22 protein-coding genes are annotated in these 19,561 nt (G+C 44.0%); 5 read left to right on the top strand and 17 right to left on the bottom strand.

What is annotated here, in order from left to right; genetic code table 11:
- Positions 1-74 precede the first annotated feature (74 nt).
- Positions 75-458, top strand: coding sequence for an alkyl hydroperoxide reductase (locus R8G66_15330; protein ID MDW3193742.1), 384 nt, complete (start codon positions 75-77; stop codon positions 456-458).
- Positions 455-820 (top strand): hypothetical protein, encoded by a 366-nt coding sequence (locus R8G66_15335; GenBank protein ID MDW3193743.1) that lies wholly within the window; start codon positions 455-457, stop codon positions 818-820. The genes R8G66_15330 and R8G66_15335 overlap by 4 nt, the downstream gene beginning before the upstream one ends.
- On the opposite strand, the gene R8G66_15340 is transcribed toward R8G66_15335, so the two are convergent.
- A complete protein-coding gene (locus R8G66_15340; protein MDW3193744.1) occupies positions 821-3,217 on the bottom strand; it encodes an FtsX-like permease family protein in 2,397 nt (798 codons plus the stop codon).
- A 264-nt stretch (positions 3,218-3,481) separates the two neighbouring features.
- Positions 3,482-4,474 (bottom strand): helix-turn-helix transcriptional regulator, encoded by a 993-nt coding sequence (locus R8G66_15345; GenBank protein ID MDW3193745.1) that lies wholly within the window; start codon positions 4,472-4,474, stop codon positions 3,482-3,484.
- Positions 4,475-4,560: 86 nt separating this feature from the next.
- Here R8G66_15345 and R8G66_15350 point away from each other — a divergent pair, with 86 nt between their 5' ends.
- Genes R8G66_15350 through R8G66_15360 form a run of 3 tightly spaced genes read left to right on the top strand, consistent with a single transcriptional unit; the run spans position 4,561 to position 7,876 of the window.
- Positions 4,561-6,852, top strand: a complete 2,292-nt coding sequence (locus tag R8G66_15350) for an FdhF/YdeP family oxidoreductase (GenBank protein ID MDW3193746.1) — start codon at positions 4,561-4,563, stop codon at positions 6,850-6,852.
- Positions 6,849-7,187, top strand: coding sequence for a cyclic-phosphate processing receiver domain-containing protein (locus R8G66_15355; GenBank protein MDW3193747.1), 339 nt, complete (start codon positions 6,849-6,851; stop codon positions 7,185-7,187). The genes R8G66_15350 and R8G66_15355 overlap by 4 nt, the downstream gene beginning before the upstream one ends.
- Before the next feature lie 20 nt (positions 7,188-7,207).
- Entirely contained in the window at positions 7,208-7,876 is a 669-nt protein-coding gene (locus R8G66_15360) for a hypothetical protein (GenBank protein ID MDW3193748.1), read from the top strand.
- A gap of 184 nt (positions 7,877-8,060) precedes the next feature.
- Here R8G66_15360 and R8G66_15365 read toward each other — a convergent pair whose 3' ends face one another.
- The 15 genes from R8G66_15365 to R8G66_15435 all read right to left on the bottom strand — a co-directional run bounded on the left by R8G66_15365 (position 8,061) and on the right by R8G66_15435 (position 19,528).
- Positions 8,061-8,471: a nuclear transport factor 2 family protein gene (locus R8G66_15365; protein MDW3193749.1), complete on the bottom strand. Its 411-nt coding sequence runs from the start codon at positions 8,469-8,471 to the stop codon at positions 8,061-8,063.
- Between the two features lie 86 nt (positions 8,472-8,557).
- Positions 8,558-9,568 carry a helix-turn-helix domain-containing protein gene (locus R8G66_15370; protein ID MDW3193750.1) on the bottom strand — a complete coding sequence of 337 codons (1,011 nt, stop codon included), beginning with the start codon at positions 9,566-9,568 and terminating at the stop codon, positions 8,558-8,560.
- A 177-nt stretch (positions 9,569-9,745) separates the two neighbouring features.
- Complete coding sequence (locus R8G66_15375; GenBank protein ID MDW3193751.1) at positions 9,746-11,179, bottom strand: alpha-amylase; 1,434 nt, start codon at positions 11,177-11,179, stop codon at positions 9,746-9,748.
- A 166-nt stretch (positions 11,180-11,345) separates the two neighbouring features.
- Positions 11,346-12,095, bottom strand: coding sequence for a LytTR family DNA-binding domain-containing protein (locus tag R8G66_15380; GenBank protein ID MDW3193752.1), 750 nt, complete (start codon positions 12,093-12,095; stop codon positions 11,346-11,348).
- Positions 12,092-13,123, bottom strand: a complete 1,032-nt coding sequence (locus R8G66_15385) for a histidine kinase (protein ID MDW3193753.1) — start codon at positions 13,121-13,123, stop codon at positions 12,092-12,094. The genes R8G66_15380 and R8G66_15385 overlap by 4 nt, the downstream gene beginning before the upstream one ends.
- 88 nt (positions 13,124-13,211) lie before the next feature.
- Positions 13,212-13,958: a DUF1330 domain-containing protein gene (locus tag R8G66_15390; protein ID MDW3193754.1), complete on the bottom strand. Its 747-nt coding sequence runs from the start codon at positions 13,956-13,958 to the stop codon at positions 13,212-13,214.
- Between the two features lie 118 nt (positions 13,959-14,076).
- Entirely contained in the window at positions 14,077-14,421 is a 345-nt protein-coding gene (locus R8G66_15395) for a gamma-glutamylcyclotransferase (protein MDW3193755.1), read from the bottom strand.
- A gap of 58 nt (positions 14,422-14,479) precedes the next feature.
- Positions 14,480-14,866 carry a DoxX family protein gene (locus R8G66_15400; protein MDW3193756.1) on the bottom strand — a complete coding sequence of 129 codons (387 nt, stop codon included), beginning with the start codon at positions 14,864-14,866 and terminating at the stop codon, positions 14,480-14,482.
- A gap of 59 nt (positions 14,867-14,925) precedes the next feature.
- Entirely contained in the window at positions 14,926-15,702 is a 777-nt protein-coding gene (locus R8G66_15405) for a LytTR family DNA-binding domain-containing protein (GenBank protein MDW3193757.1), read from the bottom strand.
- Positions 15,703-15,798: 96 nt separating this feature from the next.
- Positions 15,799-16,968 (bottom strand): hypothetical protein, encoded by a 1,170-nt coding sequence (locus R8G66_15410; GenBank protein MDW3193758.1) that lies wholly within the window; start codon positions 16,966-16,968, stop codon positions 15,799-15,801.
- Positions 16,969-16,971: 3 nt separating this feature from the next.
- Positions 16,972-17,361 (bottom strand): DUF1801 domain-containing protein, encoded by a 390-nt coding sequence (locus R8G66_15415; GenBank protein MDW3193759.1) that lies wholly within the window; start codon positions 17,359-17,361, stop codon positions 16,972-16,974.
- Positions 17,333-17,701, bottom strand: coding sequence for a nuclear transport factor 2 family protein (locus R8G66_15420; protein ID MDW3193760.1), 369 nt, complete (start codon positions 17,699-17,701; stop codon positions 17,333-17,335). The genes R8G66_15415 and R8G66_15420 overlap by 29 nt, the downstream gene beginning before the upstream one ends.
- A gap of 81 nt (positions 17,702-17,782) precedes the next feature.
- Positions 17,783-18,382, bottom strand: a complete 600-nt coding sequence (locus R8G66_15425) for a hypothetical protein (GenBank protein ID MDW3193761.1) — start codon at positions 18,380-18,382, stop codon at positions 17,783-17,785.
- A 124-nt stretch (positions 18,383-18,506) separates the two neighbouring features.
- The gene (locus R8G66_15430) at positions 18,507-18,872 is read right to left on the bottom strand and encodes a YciI family protein (protein ID MDW3193762.1); all 366 of its coding nucleotides are present in this window, start codon (positions 18,870-18,872) and stop codon (positions 18,507-18,509) included.
- Entirely contained in the window at positions 18,869-19,528 is a 660-nt protein-coding gene (locus tag R8G66_15435; protein ID MDW3193763.1) for a hypothetical protein, read from the bottom strand. The genes R8G66_15430 and R8G66_15435 overlap by 4 nt, the downstream gene beginning before the upstream one ends.
- Positions 19,529-19,561: the final 33 nt, after the last annotated feature.

The following is a 19,561-nucleotide window of genomic DNA, read 5'->3' on the forward strand; positions in this document are numbered from 1 at the left end:
ACATTAATTTCTCTTAACAAAAGTATGACTTCCGGGTTCTTTCAGGAGTAAACATTAATTGGAAGATGGGTTGGATGCGACTGGTACTGCGAATAGCTGCGATTTATAATATTGTCTGGGGAGCCTGGGTGGTCTTTTTCCCGGCACATTTCTTCGAACTGACTGGAATGGAACCACTCAACCACCTTATGATCTGGCAGGGCATGGGCATGGTCATCGGCGTTTATGGCCTTGGCTACTGGTGGGCAGCCACTGATCCGAGTACGCACTGGCCCATTGTAGCCGTCGGATTTCTGGGGAAGATCTTTGGCCCACTGGGCTTCTTCTTCAATTATGCGCAAGGCATTGTTCCGTTTGAGTTTTTCTATACCCTGATCACCAACGATTTCATCTGGTGGGTGCCATTCTTCCTCATCCTGAAACAGTCATGGAAAGAAAATAAAGTCCAGCTGATATGAAGAAAGTCAGTCATTACTTACAAGTCGCCTTCTACCTGTTTGCTGGTGTAAATCACTTCATCAATCCTGATTTCTATGCCGGATTGATCCCCGACTACTTGCCGTTTCATTCCTTCATCAACTTCGCTAGTGGTGTCATTGAGATCGCATTGGGACTCGGATTACTGCTTTCTGCTACGAAGAAATTTTCCGCATACAGCATCATCCTTATGTTGATTGCCTTCATTCCTTCTCATGTTTATTTCATCCAGATTGGCGGATGCATTGAAGACGGATTATGTACGACAATGACAGTGGCCTGGGTTCGATTAGTGGTCATTCATCCGTTACTTATCCTCTGGGCCTGGTCGGCAAGGAAGTGATCACTCGTAGCGTAGGCTTTTGACAGGATTCGCCTGAATTACCCTGAGGGTATTGACGGTCAAGGTCAAAAAGACAATCAACAAGCCGACGACTCCTGCTATGGCCAGATTAGTCCAGCTGAAAGTCACTCGATAGGCATATCCTTCGAGCCAATTGGTGGTAAGCAACCATGCGATGGCTCCTCCGATGAGAAAAGCCCAGCAATAGGTATAGACAAATTCTCGAACCAAAACCCAAAGCAGATCCGGCATATCGGCACCAAGCACTTTTCTCATTCCTATTTCCTTGGTACGTCGGTTAGCTGTATGAGCAATCAAGCCGAGTAGACCAAGACACGCAATAAAAATGATCAGGAAAGAACCCAAAATTAGGAGTTGATACAAACGATACTCGTTTTTCAACATGTCATTTATCTCCGACTGAAATAAATTGTATGAAAATGGAAGATTAGCTCCATGTTTTTGAGCTATTTCATCAATTCGAGCCAATGTCTCTTGAAAATTACTTTCCGAAATGCGAGCCAGGATCAACCTCACGGTAGCTTTAGAATAGCCCAAAGTCATCGCCTGCTGTGGTACCAGCGCAGAAGACATGCTAAAGTTTTCTACCACGCCGATTACCTTTCTCTCCACCTCGTCACTGACTCCAAACTTTAATCGTGCCCCAAGACTTTCTTCAGGTGCAAACCCCATCTTCTCTGCCAAAAAGCGATTGATGATGACCCCTGTATAATCGTCATCACGTTTTGACAATCGGCGGCCAGCAATCAATTCTAATTGTGTCGTTTCAATAAAACCTTCCGTAATACCAATGGTCTGCGAAGGATTGGAAACGAATTCACCTTCGGCATTTTGGATCATATAGGTAAATTCATTCAATCCTGTTCTGGGAGACTCGTCCATCATCGATAGACTCTCAATCCCTGATTCCTGACGTAAATCATTGGTAAATGCGTCGATATTCTTCCATAATTGTCGCTCCTTGACTGGAATTATCACCAGGTTAGTTGGCTCAAAACCCAAATCCCGATCTTTCACATGATTGATCTGATCTACCACGACCAATGTACCTCCAATCAACACCACAGCAATCATTTGCTGCCCCAACACAAATAATTTTCTTATTGCGAACGGTCCTTTTTTAGGAGATTCCTTTTTCAAATGACTCCAACGAAAGCGCGATTCGATGATTGCGGGATACAGACTGGACAGCAAGCCACAAACCGTCCCAATTCCAAAGACAATCAGAATTGAAATGGGACGTTCAAGAAATTCGATTGGAGCGATACCCGCAGCAAGACTGGTAACGACTGGATTGAATGCAGATAGTAGTGATATCGCAAGTAAACTTGCTGACCACCCTATGACCAGAGATTCTATCACCCGATACTTGATCAATTGCCCCATGTTTGCTCCAAGCAACTTTTTAATGCCCACCTCTTTTTGACGCTGGTAGGATTGACTTAGCGTCAGATTCATGTAATTGAAACAACCCACCAGCAACAGAAATACGCCAATTGAAGCAAAGACGATCAGTTCTCCACTATTGCCATGAGGAAAAGGTTCCCAGATATAGGGTTCCCATAAATAGATTTCTTTTAGTGGCTGGATGATGATTTTTGCTGTCCCATTGAGTTCGTCAAATGTAGGCTTCATGTATTTCGTAAAGAAAGGATCCCAATTCTGATAAATGTCGTCAGGGTGGAACTCTGGCACCGTCCGAATGTAGGTCATCACGTGACTTCCATACCACCAAATCTCACCTTGTGGGTTGTTGAAAAAAGTGGTGTACGATACCAATACCTCAAAATCAAAATAGGTTGGTTGTTGATGATCCTTAAAAACACCTGTAATCTCGACCTGGCTCTGATTTTCCAATTCTATCGAGTTCCCTATTACGTCCAATGAGTTGAATAGCTTCCTGGCCATGGTCTCGGACACGATGGCCGTTTTAGGATGTTTTAAGGCGTCGCTACCCCCTGAAATCATGGGAATTTCAAAGACTTTCAGAAAGTTGGAATCAGCCGCAAACAATCGCTCACTAAGAATTTGCTTTTCCCCTGTTTGTAAATAACCCGTATGTATGGTGAGTCCATTGTAGCCTGCAATTTTTGTAGCGGCCAACACCCCAGGAAATTCTTGCTGGAGCAAAGGTGCCATTGGCCGTGGATTGTTGGCATAAGTATCACGATGACCATTGATCACATAATCGGATGATATCCGATAGATCTGATCTGCATGTTCGATATGTTGATCATAGCTCAATTGTATCCTTAGAAAATCATAGATCAGAAATGAAAAACTGATCCCGATAGTAAGTCCGATTAGGTTGATGAGCATATAATTGATCTCTCGTTGGAGTTTTCGAAAGACGATTTTTAATTCTTTGAGTAACATAATTCGTGATTGACCAAATGGGTTCTGAGGTCAAAAGAAGGGTCAAAAATCACGGAAAACGACTTAAAAATAATTTGAGACGAATTAAAATGGATCAATACGAACGATGAATTGGTTGTAGAAATGGAGGTTCGACATTGAATATAGACTATCGAAGATATGTCTAAGAAAGCGCGCAAAGAGATACACTTCGCCGACCGCTGGTCTTTTATTGACATCCTACGGAATTTAGGCCAATAAAAACCGGCATGACGCGCTTGTCTATTATTCTGTTAATTGCGTCTTAAAAGCCTTGGGGGTCATCCCAGTCATTTCTTTGAAGATGCGATTAAAAGTGGCTTTGGAATTGAAACCGGCCTTATAAGCCAATTCCATCAATGTGGCCTTCGGATCAGTATTCGGATCTCGCATCAATCGCTTGACCTCTTCTACTCGATGTTCATTGATCACCTCATTGAAATTCCTACCGAGAGAAGTGCTAAAAAAGCCTGAAAGTGCGGCAGACTTAATGTGCATTTTATTGGATAATTCCTGTAAAGTAAGGTCTGGAATCACGAAAACCTTTTCTTGTTGGAGTAATACGTTTAGCCTCCGCTGCAGCTCTTCCTCAAAATTTGAGGCGCCTTCTTTCTCCAAATGCAGGGTCCAACTTTCTCTTCTGAACGGCCCGTGGATCGAAAAGCTGAACAAGCCCAGTAGATACATCCCTGTCCCTCCATAAAAAACTGACATCAACACCTGATAATCAACCGGAATCAAGGGCAATAACAGTCTCAAGGCAAAAATCATTAGCAGCCCAAAGAAAGCCCACGAAGCGTAGGCAGGTTGAACGGCTTGTTGAAAGATCCGGGAACGGAATTGCCGATAGAGCTCAACTAATGACAACAGGATATAGGGTATCAATTGTAGAAATGCCACCGCAGCCAACCATCGTTCTAATGATACAATCTCCAACCAATGTGCGGCTCCCCATATGATCGGAACCAAAAAATGCAAAGCTAAGAGTGGATACCAACGTACTATTTGAAGGCTTTGACGCGTATACAAGTAAAAAGCAGGCCAAATGACCAATGTAGCTACTTCTCTTAAAAGCAAATCGGACTCAATGGTAACCAGCCCCAAAGCTAACAAACCAACAGCAAGCCATAAGCCTTGTCGGAATTGCCGGATCAGAACAAGCAGCCCAGCAAAGCAAAGACAACATCCGTAACCGAATGTCAACAATTGACCCAAGGGTATTTCCAGTGGCTGAACCATAATCGAACTTAAGAAGAAATTACCAACTTCGACAGGCTCAGTTTACCCAGACCATAAGTAGAATGATTTTTTGGTAACTTGTCCTCATGCGGAACATATCGGCTACCGGACAGATCAAAAAGGAAACACCGAAGGTCAAAGAACCTGCAGAGGCAGCAGCCGGCATAGGTGGGATCACAGCGGCAATACATCATCTTAACAAGGAATTAGGACTGCCTTCTGCCCTATCGACGCTTTCAAAAATGAACCAGCAGGGAGGCTTTGATTGTCCCGGATGTGCCTGGCCCGACCCGGACGATCGCTCTAAGCTGGGCGAATACTGTGAAAATGGCGCAAAAGCCATCGCGGAAGAAGCCACAGAGCACCGGGTGGATGAAGCTTTTTTTGCCCAACATACTGTAGAAGAAATATCACAATGGGATGACTATACCATTGGAAAAAGTGGTCGGATTACCCGGCCATTTGTCTTAAAGCCGAACTCGATTCATTATGAACCCATTACGTGGCAATCGGCATTTGATCTGATCGGTGATCAGCTTCATGGCCTTGACCATCCTGATGAAGCCATTTTCTACACTTCCGGACGGTCTAGTAATGAAGCGGCATTCTTGTATGGCCTGCTCGCCCGGCAATTGGGTACCAACAACATGCCTGATTGCAGCAACATGTGTCATGAGTCGAGTGGTGTTGCACTCAAAGCCACACTGGGCATCGGTAAAGGATCAGTGACCTTGGATGACTTTCCGCAAGCAGAAGTGATCATCATCATGGGTCAAAATCCAGGCACCAATCACCCTCGAATGTTGAGCGCTTTAGAAAAGTGCAAACAAAATGGCGGAAAGATCATCTCAATCAATCCGCTGGAGGAAGCCGGGCTGGTCCGCTTCAAGAATCCACAAAAAATGAACGGTCTTATCGGCAATGGAACGCCATTGACAGATCTGCACCTCCCGGTGAAAATCAATGAGGACGTCAATCTGCTTCACCTGCTGATGAAGGGGCTTTTGGATCAGGAAACGCAGCAAGGTGATGTTTTAGACCAGGAGTTTATTAAGAAGAAAACCACTGGTTTTGAGACTTTTAAAACAGACCTGGGAAAATATGATGCGGAGCAATTACTGGGACGAACTGGCTTGACTCAACCGCAATTGGATCAAGCTATTGACCTACTGGCCAAGCCTAAAAAAATCATCGTTTGCTGGGCCATGGGGTTGACGCAACACGAAAATGCGGTGGACAACATCAAAGCTTGTGTGAACCTGCTCCTCATGAAAGGAAGTATCGGAAAGGCGGGAGCTGGTACGTGCCCGGTGCGTGGGCACAGCAATGTGCAAGGTGATCGCACGGTTGGAATCATGAGTAAAGTCTCTCCTGCTTTGAATGAAGCACTGCAAAAGGAATTTCAATTCCAGGCGCCAAACAACGAAGGTTTGGATACTGTAGCTGCGATTCAAGCCATGCACAAAGGAAAAGCCAGGGTCTTCATCAGTCTGGGGGGTAATTTCGGTTCTGCTGCTTCAGACACATATTTCACAGCTCAAGCTTTACAAAACTGCGACCTGACCGTCAGCATCAGTACGAAACTCAATCGAACACATCTGATGGCTGGAAAAACGAGTTTGATCTTGCCAACCCTGGGACGTTCTGAGAAAGATCAACATGAAACCCAACCTCGGTTCGTCACGGTGGAAAACAGCATGGGCAGGGTGCATCGATCCGCAGGTGTCCGTGAACCAGCCAGTGATCAGCTGATGAGTGAGCCTGAAATCGTTGCAGGCATCGGGCAGGCAGTATTCGGAGACGAAGGCCCCGTGAATTGGACTGAATTAGGACATGACTATGACCTTATCCGCGAAAAGATCGAGAATGTAATTGCTGGATTTGATGACTACCAGTTAAAATCCGCAGGCAAAGGGTTTGACTTACCGAACAATGCACGGATTGCCGATTTCACAGCCTTACCGGAAGGAAAAGCGCAATTTTCAGTTTGTGAGCCATCCAGTATTTCCTTGCAGCAAGATGAATTTGTGCTGATGACCATCCGTTCGCACGACCAGTTCAACACGACCATTTATGGCATGGATGATCGCTACCGGGGCATTTACAACGCCCGGCGAATTGTGATGATAAACCCTGAGGACATGCAGGAAAAAGGATTACAACAAGGGGAACTGATTGACCTAACGAGTCACTATGAGCATGTGGAACGAAGAGCAGAATCCTTCATGGTTTTTCCTTACAAAATCCCACGTCAGAACCTGGCGGCATACTTTCCCGAAACCAATGTCCTGGTCCCTATTGATCAGTTTGCACGAGGTAGTCGTACACCGATCAGCAAGTCGATTGTGGTGAGGATCGAAAAACGAAATACCCCATGAAAAAACTATTCTTAGATGATTTAAGAAGCGTTGATATGGTCTATGACCCATCCATGGAACGCGAATTCGATATTGTTAGAACTTACCATGATTTCGTTCAATACATCAAAGCGAATGGTCTTCCTGATTTCATCAGTTTTGACAATGATCTAGGGTTAGATGAAAATGGAGAAGTGGCTCCGGACGGATATGCTGCCGCGAAATGGTTGGTCTATGAATCGGAATTGGATTTGCGAAACCTTGAATTTAAAGTACACTCCGCCAATCCTGTAGCGGCGGAACAGATCAAAGGACTGCTGACTAATTACATCAATCACTTAAATAGCAAGGCTTAACCAGGATCGTCATATATGTCATGAACTCCCACCTCTCCCATACCTCCAAACAAAAGTGCTTCGATATGATCAGTGGAGAGGTAACGCTTGAGGCATTTGAAGAATGGGTCTATACTTCCAGTCTGGAGGACGAGTTATCGGAAGAAGATCACCTTGATTTGATCTCTTTCAACTTCAAAAAGAATGGAGCAAAATATGAGCTAATCCAATTGCTCAAGCGGTTTGTTGACCTGGGCGAATACGAGACACAAAAGATCCGTGGAAAGCTGGAAGCAGCACTCAACAAAGATGAACGTCTCCCTGACTTACTGGCTGAGTTCTACGATTTGCGTTGCCGGGGTTACGTTTTTCTGGAAGACCTGGGCATGGGATTCGGTTTGTCGATTGAAGCGCCGCCGAAGCACTATGATCAAACCTGGGAGGAACTGTCCAGGGAGGAGCAGGACAATATCATCGCAGGTTTTTACCCGGAATTAGACGAATGCCTCAAGGACGCAATCTATTGGCTGGATTCCGGAAAGATCGTTTTGACCGGTGAAAAGGAACTGGACAATGACTACTTCCTGGAATACCACGACTATCGCACGGAAGCGGAAAAAAAGTCCCGGCTTTTCAAAGAAGTCCGAAAGAAGTGGTGGCAATTCTGGAAACCGAAATTGAAGCAAAGTGGGGTTTTTTGGCCGGATTAGCCCTCAAATACTAAATCAGTCAATTTAAGCGTCATTCCTGCGTAGGCAGGAATCTCAAAGATTTAAGTGCTAAATGAGTTTGAGATTCCCGAACTTAGTCGGGAATGACGGTTAATAAATTTTGGGCTTAATTTGACTGATGACAATCATATAAGTTCAAGGCACAAACATTGAAACAACGGAATCACTTCCTCACCTTCGTGTAAGACTTATTGATGATCTTCCAGCCTTCTTCGAGTTTCAGTAATAGCAGGTAGTCTGTGAATCTCCACTGACCAGAAACAATTTCGATCTTTACTTGTGCGGCATTGTTCACAATGTCCATCGAAATGATTTTGCCTTGCCGGTCATTTTTCTGCCCCTGCTTGAAGTAGCCGATGTATTGTGCAATGGGAATTTTCCGCAAACTACCATCGTCATTCACCGCGAACAAAGCTGCGGTTTCATGGAAGGCCCTTCTGATCTGTGCAATTTCTCCATTGGCCGTTCCATCAATGTAATCCATGGCTGTGGCCCGGACCGCCGCTTCTTCTGATTGGGCGTAAGCACTAATTGCAAAAACGGAAACAAGTAGGATAAATACGATTCTTTTCATGATAACTTATTTTGAGTTTTATCAATCTCAAAAATGTCCTTATCTATAAAAAAAAGGCTTTTGACTTATAATCTCGTGGTTCGGATTTATAAATCTGAAGGAACCGGAACCTGTTTACGGAAGGCTGCTGGAGTCATTCCGGTCACATTTTTGAACGCAGTGTGAAAGGTACTCGTCGCATTGAAACCGCATTCATAAGCAATGGCTTCCACAGTAAGGTGATGGTCTTTGTGCAACATTTCTTTGGCCGCACCTATCCTCACTTCATTGATGAGGTGCGAAAAGTTCTTTCCTAAATGATCATTGATGAACAACGAAAACTGATGGGGTGTCAACCCGATCTCTTTGGCCAAATTAGGCATGGTCAGGTTAGCATCTTTGTACCTCCCATCGTTGGTTAAAGTCGCTTCGATCTTTGTCTTGTATCCAGTAATCTCACGGTCACTCCAATTCGATTTCGCCTTTGATTTGGTGGTGTCCGTTGCCTTACCTCGGGCAAAAAGGATCCAGACCAGTAGATAAACTAAAAACGTAAAGGTGATCGCGCCGGCCAGGTAGGAGGTGAACGAAGATGTCATGTAGGTCAGCCAAATGAAAGTAACTCCCAGGGTCACACCCAGCGTCCAGTTTTGATTTGGGAATGATTCTTTTTTAACATAGCGCTTTCTCAACACCAAACCTGTAGCAGTGAGTGAAAAAATGCCCCAGTACACGTAGATCCCTCGTAGGATATAATTGCTCCAAAGCGGCTTATTCTCCCAATAGGATTCTACGAAAAACGCATAGCTCATCAAGAAAAGGATGGGAATTAAAGTAAATAGGCTCCTGTAATCGAAACGCTTATTTCCTGACAGTTGAGATCGAACGAAGAAAAAGCTAAACGGACCTATGGCCACACAAGCCATCAGACCAATCATGATGTAAGCTTCATCTAAACCACGATTGAAATAGTAAAAGACGGACTTCCCTATTCTCAATACCAGGGCCAGCAACATCAACCCTAAATAGATATTTTGATAGCCTTGTTTACTCTTCCCCCACAAAAAGTAAAAAGTCAGGAATAGTCCGTTGAAGACACCCAACAGACTGATGATCATCAATATTTCTCTGGAAACGCTGATAGTTTTTTATTTCAAATATCACATTCCTTAACGTAATTGGTCTCACTTTGGCTACCAAAAATCAACTACTCCCAGAATTTGAACCTATTAAACGATCTAACCAATAAAAAAACCGGACGTTAGCCCGGTTTTCATTTCATTAAAAATGTGCAATCAAATATTCGGTGACCAAACACTGTAGCTATTGGGAGGGCATTGGATTTTTACCCAGCCACCCCCTTGAGTGGTTGGATACCATCCGGAGTGCCCGGTAAAGTCCTTGATCTGCGTACTGTTCCAATTGGTAGGAACCCATCTTTCCAACCAATTGCTGGAATTGTTGATGTAGACGATCAGGCCAGGATTGCCATTGTAGCCATTTCTACGGGCAATGTACTCCTCATTATCCACGTGTAAGATCGTCGTGTTTCCGGTTGCTTTATTGTTATGGATCCAGATCAGGTTATTCAACCGCTCCTTGTTCAGCCATTCTTCATAATCGCGGTAGAATATCGTTGGATAACCTTCGTGCGTCAGGATGTAGGCATAGGCCAGCATCTTGTTCCAGATCTCATCGGTATCATGATTGGCCACAAAAGTCACTGCTTTGTAAGGATTGCGTTTCCACATCATGTCATCATTCAGGACATTGAGGTTATTCCCATCAAAGGCATCATTCATTTTGTAATAGGCAGCAAAATCGAAAACCGAGCTGTTGGCCTGATTGGCCCACCAGTTCAGGTAATCCACATTGGAATCCCACAACTCACCGACGGAGAAGCCACCGACTTGATTGTTCCAGGTAGACACTACCCAAGGCTCAAACCCTTTGACATAATCGAATCTCCATCCATCGAAACCCATGGTATTCTTGTAATACTTCGCTACGCCATCTGAACGATTCCAGAGCCAGTCCTGCACATTAGGCACCACGTGACTCAGATCAGGAAATCCACCAAAGACCCCTAAATCATTATTAGCATATCCATTAGGGTGAAAATCATGCTGACTTCTAGGGAATTTACCAGAGGATATCGCCGTATAATCCGTCCAGGTATTGGTACCTGTATATTGATTGGCCTCCAGTTGACCACCACTGTTGTGGTTGAGAATAATGTCCGCATACACTTCCATGTTTTGAGCATGTGCTGCACTGATGAACGTTTCCAATTCCGTACGAGAACCGAAGCGAGTTTCTACAGTACCATTCTGATTGTAGTCTCCAAAATCAAAATAGTCGGTGGGGTCATAACCCATGGAAAATGCGCCACCTTGCGCCTTGGAAACGGGAGGCAACCAAACGGACTGAATGCCCGCATTGGACCAGTCAACGACCTTGGTCGTAAGGGTATCCCACCATGTACCACCTGCCGGAACATCCCAATAGAAACCTTGCATCATTACACCGCCACCTGGGCCACCTACAAATATGCCAGACTCAGCTCCATTTGTATTTTGTGTACTGAAGGGTCGGCCGTCATGGGTTGTGACCTGGACCGGTTCCATTTCTCCTGGAGTAGCATCTAACTCCGAAACGAGGTGCTCTTCCGAGCAGGCAAAAAAGATAAGGGCAAGTGAACAACTCGCCAAAAAATTCAATTTTCTCATGTTGGTTCATTTTAGGTTTTTTAAAATTTACCAACAATAGTTTGTGATAATCACAACAGCGACCAGTTAATTCACTATTAAAATGCAATAATTACAATATAGCATACCCGGAATCGTTTCCGACTTGCGAGATTTTCAATGGAAAAAATGGAGCTTTTACGGCGCGTTATTGACCCAGCCAGGTCTTAAAATCATTGATCCTATAACGGCTAATGGTGACATTTCCAGCCGGTGGATCCAGAAGAATAGGAAAGCTTCCGTAATCAGTCTCAAAACTCCGGATACTTTTTGCTGCAACCAAAAATTGCCGATTGATTCGAAAGAAATCACGGTCCGGCACAGTCGCTTCGAGATGATCAAGTGACGATTCGATCAAATGCTTTTTCCCTTCGAATGTTTTGGCATAAACGGCCGTATGTTCTTTAAAAAAGTACGCAATCTCCTCCATCTGTACATAAGTGAATTTGTGGCCTGTTTTGGTCAAAAACCTTCGCTGAGTCTGTTCTTTTTCTCCAAAATACTTAAGGAGCGTTCCGAGGCCAGCGACTTCTTCTTTATGCTTGCGAAGCATCGCTAGTTTATTCAGGGCCGCTTTGAGGTCTTCGTGAGAAATGGGCTTCAAAAGGTAGGCAATGCTATTGGCCCGAAAAGCCTTCAGCGCATATTCATCAAAGGCGGTGCAAAAGATGATTGGAGCCTCAACGTCTACTTTTTCAAGAATCTCAAAGCTACTGCCATCTTTGAGATGAATATCCATAAAGACCAGATCTGGCAGGGGCTCAGTTTGGAGCCAATGAATGGCTTCTTTTACCGTTGGGATCGCACCAACAATCTCTGCTTCAGGCGATGCTACTTCTAAGGCTTTCTTCAATCCCCTCAGGGCCGCTGCCTCGTCTTCTATTATCAGACAATTCATTTATCGGAAATCAATGGGATGTCCACTCGGAAGGCTTCATTCTGCGCAGTAATTTCTAAAGAACTTCCTAAAACGGCCTGATATCGGCTGCGAAGATTATTCAATCCAATGCCAGTACCCGATTGATTTCCATTAGATCTAAGCGGATTGATTACACTCAATTTGTCCCTTTCGATCGCTACCTGCACTTCCAGTGGCTGCTGATCACTAAACTCATTGTGCTTCAATGCATTTTCTAACAGGATCTGCAAAGTAAGCGGGACCAGTCTTTGGTTAGCAAGCTGGGACTCTTCAGGTAATAATACCTTAAAACTATCTCCATACCGGTGTTTCATCAACTCCACATAGGCTTCCATAGATTGCATCTCGTCGTAAAGTGACACCAATTCCTGATCTTTCATTTCCAGTACGTATCGGTATACTTTCGACAATTGATGTAAGAATTTGACTGCTGTCGCTCTGCTTTCATCAATCAATACGGCAAGGGTATTGAAACAATTGAACAAAAAGTGCGGGCTCAGCTGATTCTGTAGCACTTCATATTTGGCTTTGATGTTCTCTTTTTCGAGCAATGTCTTCTCGTAAGACTCTTTCTCCCATTTTCCATAGAAATAGAAGCTCTCAGAGATTCCATTCAACAAAATCGGAAGCAATAATCCAAGCACCCCATAATCAAAAAGAAATTCTCCTGTTATCTCCATGGGGACAATAACGTGCCAGAAAAAATAGGAAAACCCAATGGCAGCACCCACTGAATAGCAAGTAGATAGCCCATATTGAACAATAAATCTCTGTAAGAAAGAAGAGGTACTCCCTTGCTTTCGAAGCGCTTGTGCCACCCAATCATGGCCAAAAACCACTACTGTACCCAACATTAGTCCAAATCCAATTTCCAGTAACAGTAGCCAATTAAAAATATCAGACCAGGTGATGACTTCCAGAATGAGATATTTCACTTTGTAATAGGAAGGCATAAGCAGACCTACCAGCAGTATGACCAGCAATTGAATCGAACGTCTATTTTTCATGACTTTGATGCATACTTTTACCAATTGAAATACGAAAGATTCCCCTCCATAGATACGAAGGGGAGTTCAATCAACCTAACCGGCCACATTAATTCATATTGATGAACGCGGCCTTTCCTTCTATCCAGATGAGGTCGCTCATGGCTTCTCCATAGAGGGCTTCAATTTTGGCGTGATCAGGATCTGATTCCATTTTTGATTTATTCGAAGCATCATCGATGTACTTTATGGTCACTAAATCCGGCAAGGCAATGTCTCCCCAAACCTGATCTGGAATCAGTATGCGTTCTTTGTTTAACCCCAGCCGTTGATTGAATCCTTTCGAAGCTTTTTCATAGGCTTTGTAATTTTTACCCTTGTCCTTGAAATAACCAAACTCAATCATGTACAATCGTTGAGAGGCGTCTCCTGGAAGTAATTCGCCTCCTTTTACCTTGCCACCTATGGCTACCATATTGATGGATTCCGATCGCAGGTGCTCGATCTTCTTGAATGCAGGGTCGTTTTCGAAATTTTCGTAGGCTTCTTTACTGTAGTAGTATACGATATTGACCATGTCAGGCTTAGAAAGACCTTCCCCTGTTTTTCCGCCATAGAAGCTCTCCACTGGGGTCAATATCCTTTCTCCGCTTCCCCCATACTTGCCAACGATTGGTCCCATTTTCTGACCGTACTCCTGAAATTTGGCAGGATCCTTTAACCAGATCATCACCACCTGATAGTATTTATCATTGACCTTTTCTTCTGAAACGCGGGCCAATGCTACTCCGGCAATCACTATTCCACAAAGAAGAACGAACACCCCTTTCAATACACTGTTACTTAACCTTTTCATGATTTTTTTGAGGTCAAAGTAGCAACAGTATTCAGCGACAATAGGAAATAGAATTACTCAATAGCATCCTCAGAGACCTGAGTAGTGAAATAAGCACCGCGAATAATTTAGGACCAGTTTATGGAGCTGGACTCAGGGAATAGAAATAAGCCTGTAGGATACTCCCGTCATTCAGCGTTACTTCCGTCAGCACACGCAAATATCCTTCTCCTTCGAAATCATCGAGTTCCTGCCAGTGATCAGGCAAGTTATCCGAACTAAATACGTGCCCCATCACCACATCACCCTCGGGATCGATTACCAATGCGGGATAACCAAGGGTAGCACCCCACCCATCTGGATAGAGCCGGCCTCTGACGTAAGCTTCTTCGAAAGTCCCACCAATGTTTGTCAACCAATGTTCGTTAGGGCGTCCGGGACCCAGGGTCCCGTAAACGAAAAGTTTGTTGATGAGATCAGGCATGAAAATCAAAAATATTCGTGCCGTTAAAAGTAGTCTGGCAGTCGTAAAAAGCGATTGTTCAATTTTTGAATTTCCACCGTTGCCTGAATCGGCCCCAGGCAATCAACGCACCGCCTAATCCAAAGAGAAAGATCCATACCAAATCGCTAGTACTTGCTCCATGAATGCTTCTGGTAATCAATGCCCCTGCCATGACGATTGCTATAATCAGTCCACCATAGGCCGCTGTTCTGGGGATCAGTATAAGAATGGCGCCCAAACATTCCAGAAATCCAATCAAAAACATGAACCATACAGGATAGCCCCATCGCTCGAATGCACCAGACCAAAACCCATCCGTATCGAATTTGACATAACCTTGACGAATGAATAGCCAGGCGAGATATAAGGATGCGGCCCATAGCAACACATCCTTGAGAATATTGATGACGTTTAAGTTTTTCATGACCTTTTTAGGTCAATAGTAGAAAAGCTATGGGAGGTAAAAGCTCACCTGGGACGAATTCAGGCTGTTGCGGGACGAGTTGCATCTCCCTGACATATGATGCGGACATTTCCTTGAAAAGAACGACTCGAAGACACATGTAAACCATTTTGTAGTTCCAGCATGTACTCACCACTCCGCCAGGGAATGACGCGAACCACAGCTTCCGTATTCACGATTCGTGATCGATGAATCTGCATGAATTGTTCTCCCAATTGGCTACTCACGGACTTCAGTGTTTTGCGAGAGCGGTACCTCTTGGTAGATGTATGGACAATGATGTAATTGCGTGATGACTCGATGCAGAGCAATTCCTTTGGTGACAGTAAGATGGTGCCTCCGTCTGTATCCAGGGCCAACTTATCAATGGATCTGGCAGAAACTTTCTTTTCGAAATAGGAGAACAAGAACATGATCAGCCAGTAAACCAGCAATGCTTTAGGTAGCGAAGCCAGTACGACCCAACGGACGTCCCACAACACAGATAAAGGTGCAGCGTCCGTCATCCCAACTGCATGCTTGATGGCAAAATCGACCCAAATGGCCAGTATTCGGGAGGCAAATGCAAAAAGAACGGAAGTGACCAGGTGTTGGAGCCAAAACTTTGTTGGATTCAGTGGCCACTGGCGAGAAATCCAATGAATTAATGGCAGACATAAAACCCACAGAAAGAAAGGAATAAAATGATAGAAGGAGATATCGAACACCTGATAAGCAGTCGGTACGGTCCCTACATGTACCTGAAAGATCACTGAAGAAAGCAGAGAAAGTGCCGCCACCAAAAACAGGATTGCCACTAACTTGAGATATAATTGACGGTCAATCGTTAGCACCGCTTGAAAAAATGACTTAATTCTTAAGCTTAATATCATTACTGGAAGTGAATGCTCTATTTATTCAAGATCACTAAAAACTTCTAGCTCAGCCAAAGCAATGCGATAAATATCGGAACTACCACGACGGAAACTGTTGAAGTACAAGTAGCCATTCAGTTGATCCACCCAGGCACCGTATTCATAAGCAAACGAATTCACCAGGGGGCCAAGATTTCGAGGCTGTCTCCAGTTGTCATTCTCCCTTTGACTGATATAAATATCATCCGCACCATAACTATCTGTCCGATCCGTTGAAGCAAAAAGCAAATAAGATTCATCTGGCGCTATGAATACATCCGCTTCACTTTTATCGGAATTAATTGAATCTCCAAGATTTCGAACTCGCCAACTACCATCCGATCTTAATTCTGCATGATAGATATCGGATTTTCCCTTTCCTCCTGGCCGATTATAAGAAACAAAATACAGGTCTCCATTACCGGCTATTGCTGCATGGTAATCTCCCAATGAATCTATGTTCACCGGAGCAGGTAAAGCTGTTGGTTCGCTCCATTGTCCATTAACGCGATCTGATCGCCACAAATTCTTCTTGTTGCCAGACCCAAATGGTCGATCAGAAGTAAAGACCATATAAGTTCCGTCAGGCGATAAATAAGGAGCACTATCACGAGCGCTTGTAGAAAATCGAATGGCTTTTGGAGTTGCCCACTCCTCTCCAGCCCTTAAACTCAACAGAATGTGCCCTTCTCTTGTATAATACAAACCCTCTGCTTCCGTATCAAAAACAGGAAATGACTCCTGCCCTTTCGTCGTGATTACTCCAGTGGTAAGTGGTTTCAATTTGGTCAATCGCTGTAAAGCTTCTGGGGCATTTTCGCCTGTTTTGACGGCTTTGAGTTCACCTCGCAAACCAAAATATTTGAAGGCACCTTGCCAGGCTTGGTTCGCCTTACGGTAAAGTTTTAGGTATCCGTTCCTGTCTCCCAGATAAAAAACCATGGTATCGGGAGATACATCATCTGATCCAAGTGCGAAAACCCGCTCTCTTTTAGATTGAAAAGTGACCCGTCCAAAATAATCCCCTGGTTCTCCAGCCACCTCCAACCTTCCGGAAGTTGTATTTTTCCAGCCAAACACTTCCAGTTCATAGCTACCCAATGGCGATTGAGCTAACACGGGCATATGAATCAACCAAAAGAAAAGGATCAAAGAACCCAGCCCCTTCATGAACTAAAAGATTGCAGCTTGTTTAATCATATTTTTCAACTGATCTGCATCGAATTTTGTTAGGTCTGTGATTTTAATATGTCGCATTCGAACGCCAGTTCCCTCCAGCAATCCATCCGGGTCCTCTACTTTTTCAAAATTGAAAAACCCCAGGTTGACGTGCTTTTTCGTGTGCTTTAAATACACAAAATCCTTGGCAGTACCATAAACCGGCTGTCCCCACTTCAATTGTTCCTTAACTTCGGGTACTGCATCGGCAATCACGTTGCGTAGATCTTCCAATATCGACACTTGACCTTCAGCGGCCTTTGCGATGTACTGATCGACTTCTTCAATTTTATTCATTTTTAGCTCCAGGTTATATTCAATCCCAAACATACTTCCAACTGCCATCTTTTTGTCGTTTCCATACCGTATGGAAGATGCCTTTGTTCTGCTTTTCATTGCCCAACGTATCGTAATAAGTAAATGTAAAATCGCCATAGGTATACGCCATATCACCAGACTGACTCACATCGATGAAGGTGGGTGCCCAGGTCAGGGTTTCGTTAGGACGAACATCTTTTTCATACCAGTCCCGGATGTCCGCTTTCCCCTTTATGATCTTTTTGCTTCGTCGGATCACACCATCTTCAGCAGCAAAGTATTCAAAAGCTTCCACGAGTCCCTTTTCCTGTGCCATGTCGTTAAAAGCTTTCTCCGCCAGGCGCACTTCTTCTTTCCATTGTGACATTTGCTGCTCAGTTGGTTCGCTGGAACAAGCAAACATTAGCAGCAGTAAGGGAAGTTTTCGAAAAAATTTCATTATTAAAAATCATTTAGAGGTTGGAGCAAATGTCATGAAGCCCAAAGACATGATAAACATAAAAATGACAAAAGCCTCCACCAACCTTTTCTTTTGATAGAAAAAAACCATAAAGAAGGCAAATCCAGAAATAAGCATTGAAGGGGTTACAAACTGCCAAAACTTGAGGCTTCCCATGATGTTGCCGTTGCCCAATTCCAGGTATTGATCCCAGCGATAGTACACTGTCTTTGCTACAGCGAGAATATTAAATAGGATGGTAGGTATTAATATCTCTTTGAGGCGCTTGTAAAAGAATTTTTCCGACTTGAGGCGTTTGTACTTCTCCGGAATAATCTGATAAGTAGCAACGGAAAGCAAGGTCAATGGTAAAATCCTGAGCACAAGAAAAGACCAGGCACTGGTAACCGTCTCTGCAGGCACCCAAAATAGCGTATAATAGGTCTGAATAACTACGATGAAGATCGTCACGAAGGCCAATACATGTGCCCAGTAAAACTGAATTGTCTTGCGGTGAAAGATCATTTTACCAAAGCCTTCCACGCAATGAGCGAGGACCAGACCATAGAGGATGGTCTCAAAAGCCATCAAGTATTCAAACTTCGACATGTGGGGCAGATTGGTTGGATCATGAAGATATGAAAATTCAAATAAACATGAAGTGAAGCTGCTACCTACAAAAGAAAATGCCTTCAAATGAAGGCATTCAATTCCACGTACTTATAATTAAAGTCTATTCCTCGTACTTGAAGTAAATGTTGATTGGGCGCAATTTTGCCGACATCATACCCTCTTTGATCGAAGGATCTTGCTGGACGAGTTCAAACGCCTCTTGGTAATCTTCTGTCTGTAGCATCACAAAACCACTATGGTTCTCAAGGTTTTGATCTATGATCCCGGCGATAAGAAGCTTACCTTCCCGCTCAAGTGAATCCAAGTAAGCCACATGCTCCTGCTGAATGTTATGCTCGCGATCCGTCCACATAGACCTGTGCTTGTAGGATTCAAACAGCGTGAGTTCATAGACGAAGGTACTTTGCTTTTGTGCTAACATGTTTATTGAAAGAATCAGGGTAAGTAAAATGAAGAGCAGCCTCATGATCGAAGTAATTTTCGGATAGAAACAAAGTGCAGCCACAACAAGACCGGACCTGCGATGAACACCACATAATTCATGTTATGAAAAGGCCCCAGGTCTTCCCAGACCAAAAAACAAATACTGGTGATAATCGTGAAAATGTCAAGCAATCCGATGATATTGGCTGACCAAAGGAGTGTTCTGGCTGATCGATGTTTTTTAATAAAAGCGATGGCAGCGACGAGGGCCAGAAAGCCAGAAGTGATATGAAAGTACCCATCCAGAATGCTGAACCATGCAGGGATCACCCCTACAACGCCCTCCATCAGAAAGCCAGCCCCCACAAAGACCCTGAGGCCCTGCACAATTTGTAAATGTTCTTGAGAGAGTGCTTCAAAAATCTTGTTGGAAGTGACGTAAAACAGACCTACTCCGACCGATGCTCCGATCAATATGATCAAATAAAAAGCTCCACCGCTGATGGTCGGAGGAATCATGTGCTGTCCGCCAAATATCCAATGCACGATTAAAATCATAACTGTAAATGAAATTCCGACAGTCCATTGCGCCCTCAAAGAGGACCTAGCTTGTCGATACAAAAAAATGGTGGCTATTGCGGTGATTACAGCTACTGCAATCACCCAATAAGTAGTATTAGGGTAATAGATAGAATCCATGTATATTAAAAAATACCAATTGGTATGTTTTTG

This window comes from Cytophagales bacterium, from assembly GCA_033344775.1.
Classification (GTDB): Bacteria; Bacteroidota; Bacteroidia; order Cytophagales; family Cyclobacteriaceae; genus JAWPMT01.

Excerpts from the sequence above, each read along its gene's own strand:
- R8G66_15330 (MDW3193742.1), top strand. The coding sequence starts at position 75 with ATGCGACTGGTACTGCGAATAGCTGCGATTTATAATATTGTCTGGGGA.
- R8G66_15335 (MDW3193743.1), top strand. The coding sequence starts at position 455 with ATGAAGAAAGTCAGTCATTACTTACAAGTCGCCTTCTACCTGTTTGCT.
- R8G66_15340 (MDW3193744.1), bottom strand. The coding sequence starts at position 3,217 with ATGTTACTCAAAGAATTAAAAATCGTCTTTCGAAAACTCCAACGAGAG.
- R8G66_15345 (MDW3193745.1), bottom strand. The coding sequence starts at position 4,474 with ATGGTTCAGCCACTGGAAATACCCTTGGGTCAATTGTTGACATTCGGT.
- R8G66_15350 (MDW3193746.1), top strand. The coding sequence starts at position 4,561 with ATGCGGAACATATCGGCTACCGGACAGATCAAAAAGGAAACACCGAAG.
- R8G66_15355 (MDW3193747.1), top strand. The coding sequence starts at position 6,849 with ATGAAAAAACTATTCTTAGATGATTTAAGAAGCGTTGATATGGTCTAT.
- R8G66_15360 (MDW3193748.1), top strand. The coding sequence starts at position 7,208 with ATGAACTCCCACCTCTCCCATACCTCCAAACAAAAGTGCTTCGATATG.
- R8G66_15365 (MDW3193749.1), bottom strand. The coding sequence starts at position 8,471 with ATGAAAAGAATCGTATTTATCCTACTTGTTTCCGTTTTTGCAATTAGT.
- R8G66_15370 (MDW3193750.1), bottom strand. The coding sequence starts at position 9,568 with ATGATCATCAGTCTGTTGGGTGTCTTCAACGGACTATTCCTGACTTTT.
- R8G66_15375 (MDW3193751.1), bottom strand. The coding sequence starts at position 11,179 with ATGAGAAAATTGAATTTTTTGGCGAGTTGTTCACTTGCCCTTATCTTT.
- R8G66_15380 (MDW3193752.1), bottom strand. The coding sequence starts at position 12,095 with ATGAATTGTCTGATAATAGAAGACGAGGCAGCGGCCCTGAGGGGATTG.
- R8G66_15385 (MDW3193753.1), bottom strand. The coding sequence starts at position 13,123 with ATGAAAAATAGACGTTCGATTCAATTGCTGGTCATACTGCTGGTAGGT.
- R8G66_15390 (MDW3193754.1), bottom strand. The coding sequence starts at position 13,958 with ATGAAAAGGTTAAGTAACAGTGTATTGAAAGGGGTGTTCGTTCTTCTT.
- R8G66_15395 (MDW3193755.1), bottom strand. The coding sequence starts at position 14,421 with ATGCCTGATCTCATCAACAAACTTTTCGTTTACGGGACCCTGGGTCCC.
- R8G66_15400 (MDW3193756.1), bottom strand. The coding sequence starts at position 14,866 with ATGAAAAACTTAAACGTCATCAATATTCTCAAGGATGTGTTGCTATGG.
- R8G66_15410 (MDW3193758.1), bottom strand. The coding sequence starts at position 16,968 with ATGAAGGGGCTGGGTTCTTTGATCCTTTTCTTTTGGTTGATTCATATG.
- R8G66_15415 (MDW3193759.1), bottom strand. The coding sequence starts at position 17,361 with ATGGCAGTTGGAAGTATGTTTGGGATTGAATATAACCTGGAGCTAAAA.
- R8G66_15420 (MDW3193760.1), bottom strand. The coding sequence starts at position 17,701 with ATGTCACAATGGAAAGAAGAAGTGCGCCTGGCGGAGAAAGCTTTTAAC.
- R8G66_15425 (MDW3193761.1), bottom strand. The coding sequence starts at position 18,382 with ATGTCGAAGTTTGAATACTTGATGGCTTTTGAGACCATCCTCTATGGT.
- R8G66_15430 (MDW3193762.1), bottom strand. The coding sequence starts at position 18,872 with ATGAGGCTGCTCTTCATTTTACTTACCCTGATTCTTTCAATAAACATG.
- R8G66_15435 (MDW3193763.1), bottom strand. The coding sequence starts at position 19,528 with ATGGATTCTATCTATTACCCTAATACTACTTATTGGGTGATTGCAGTA.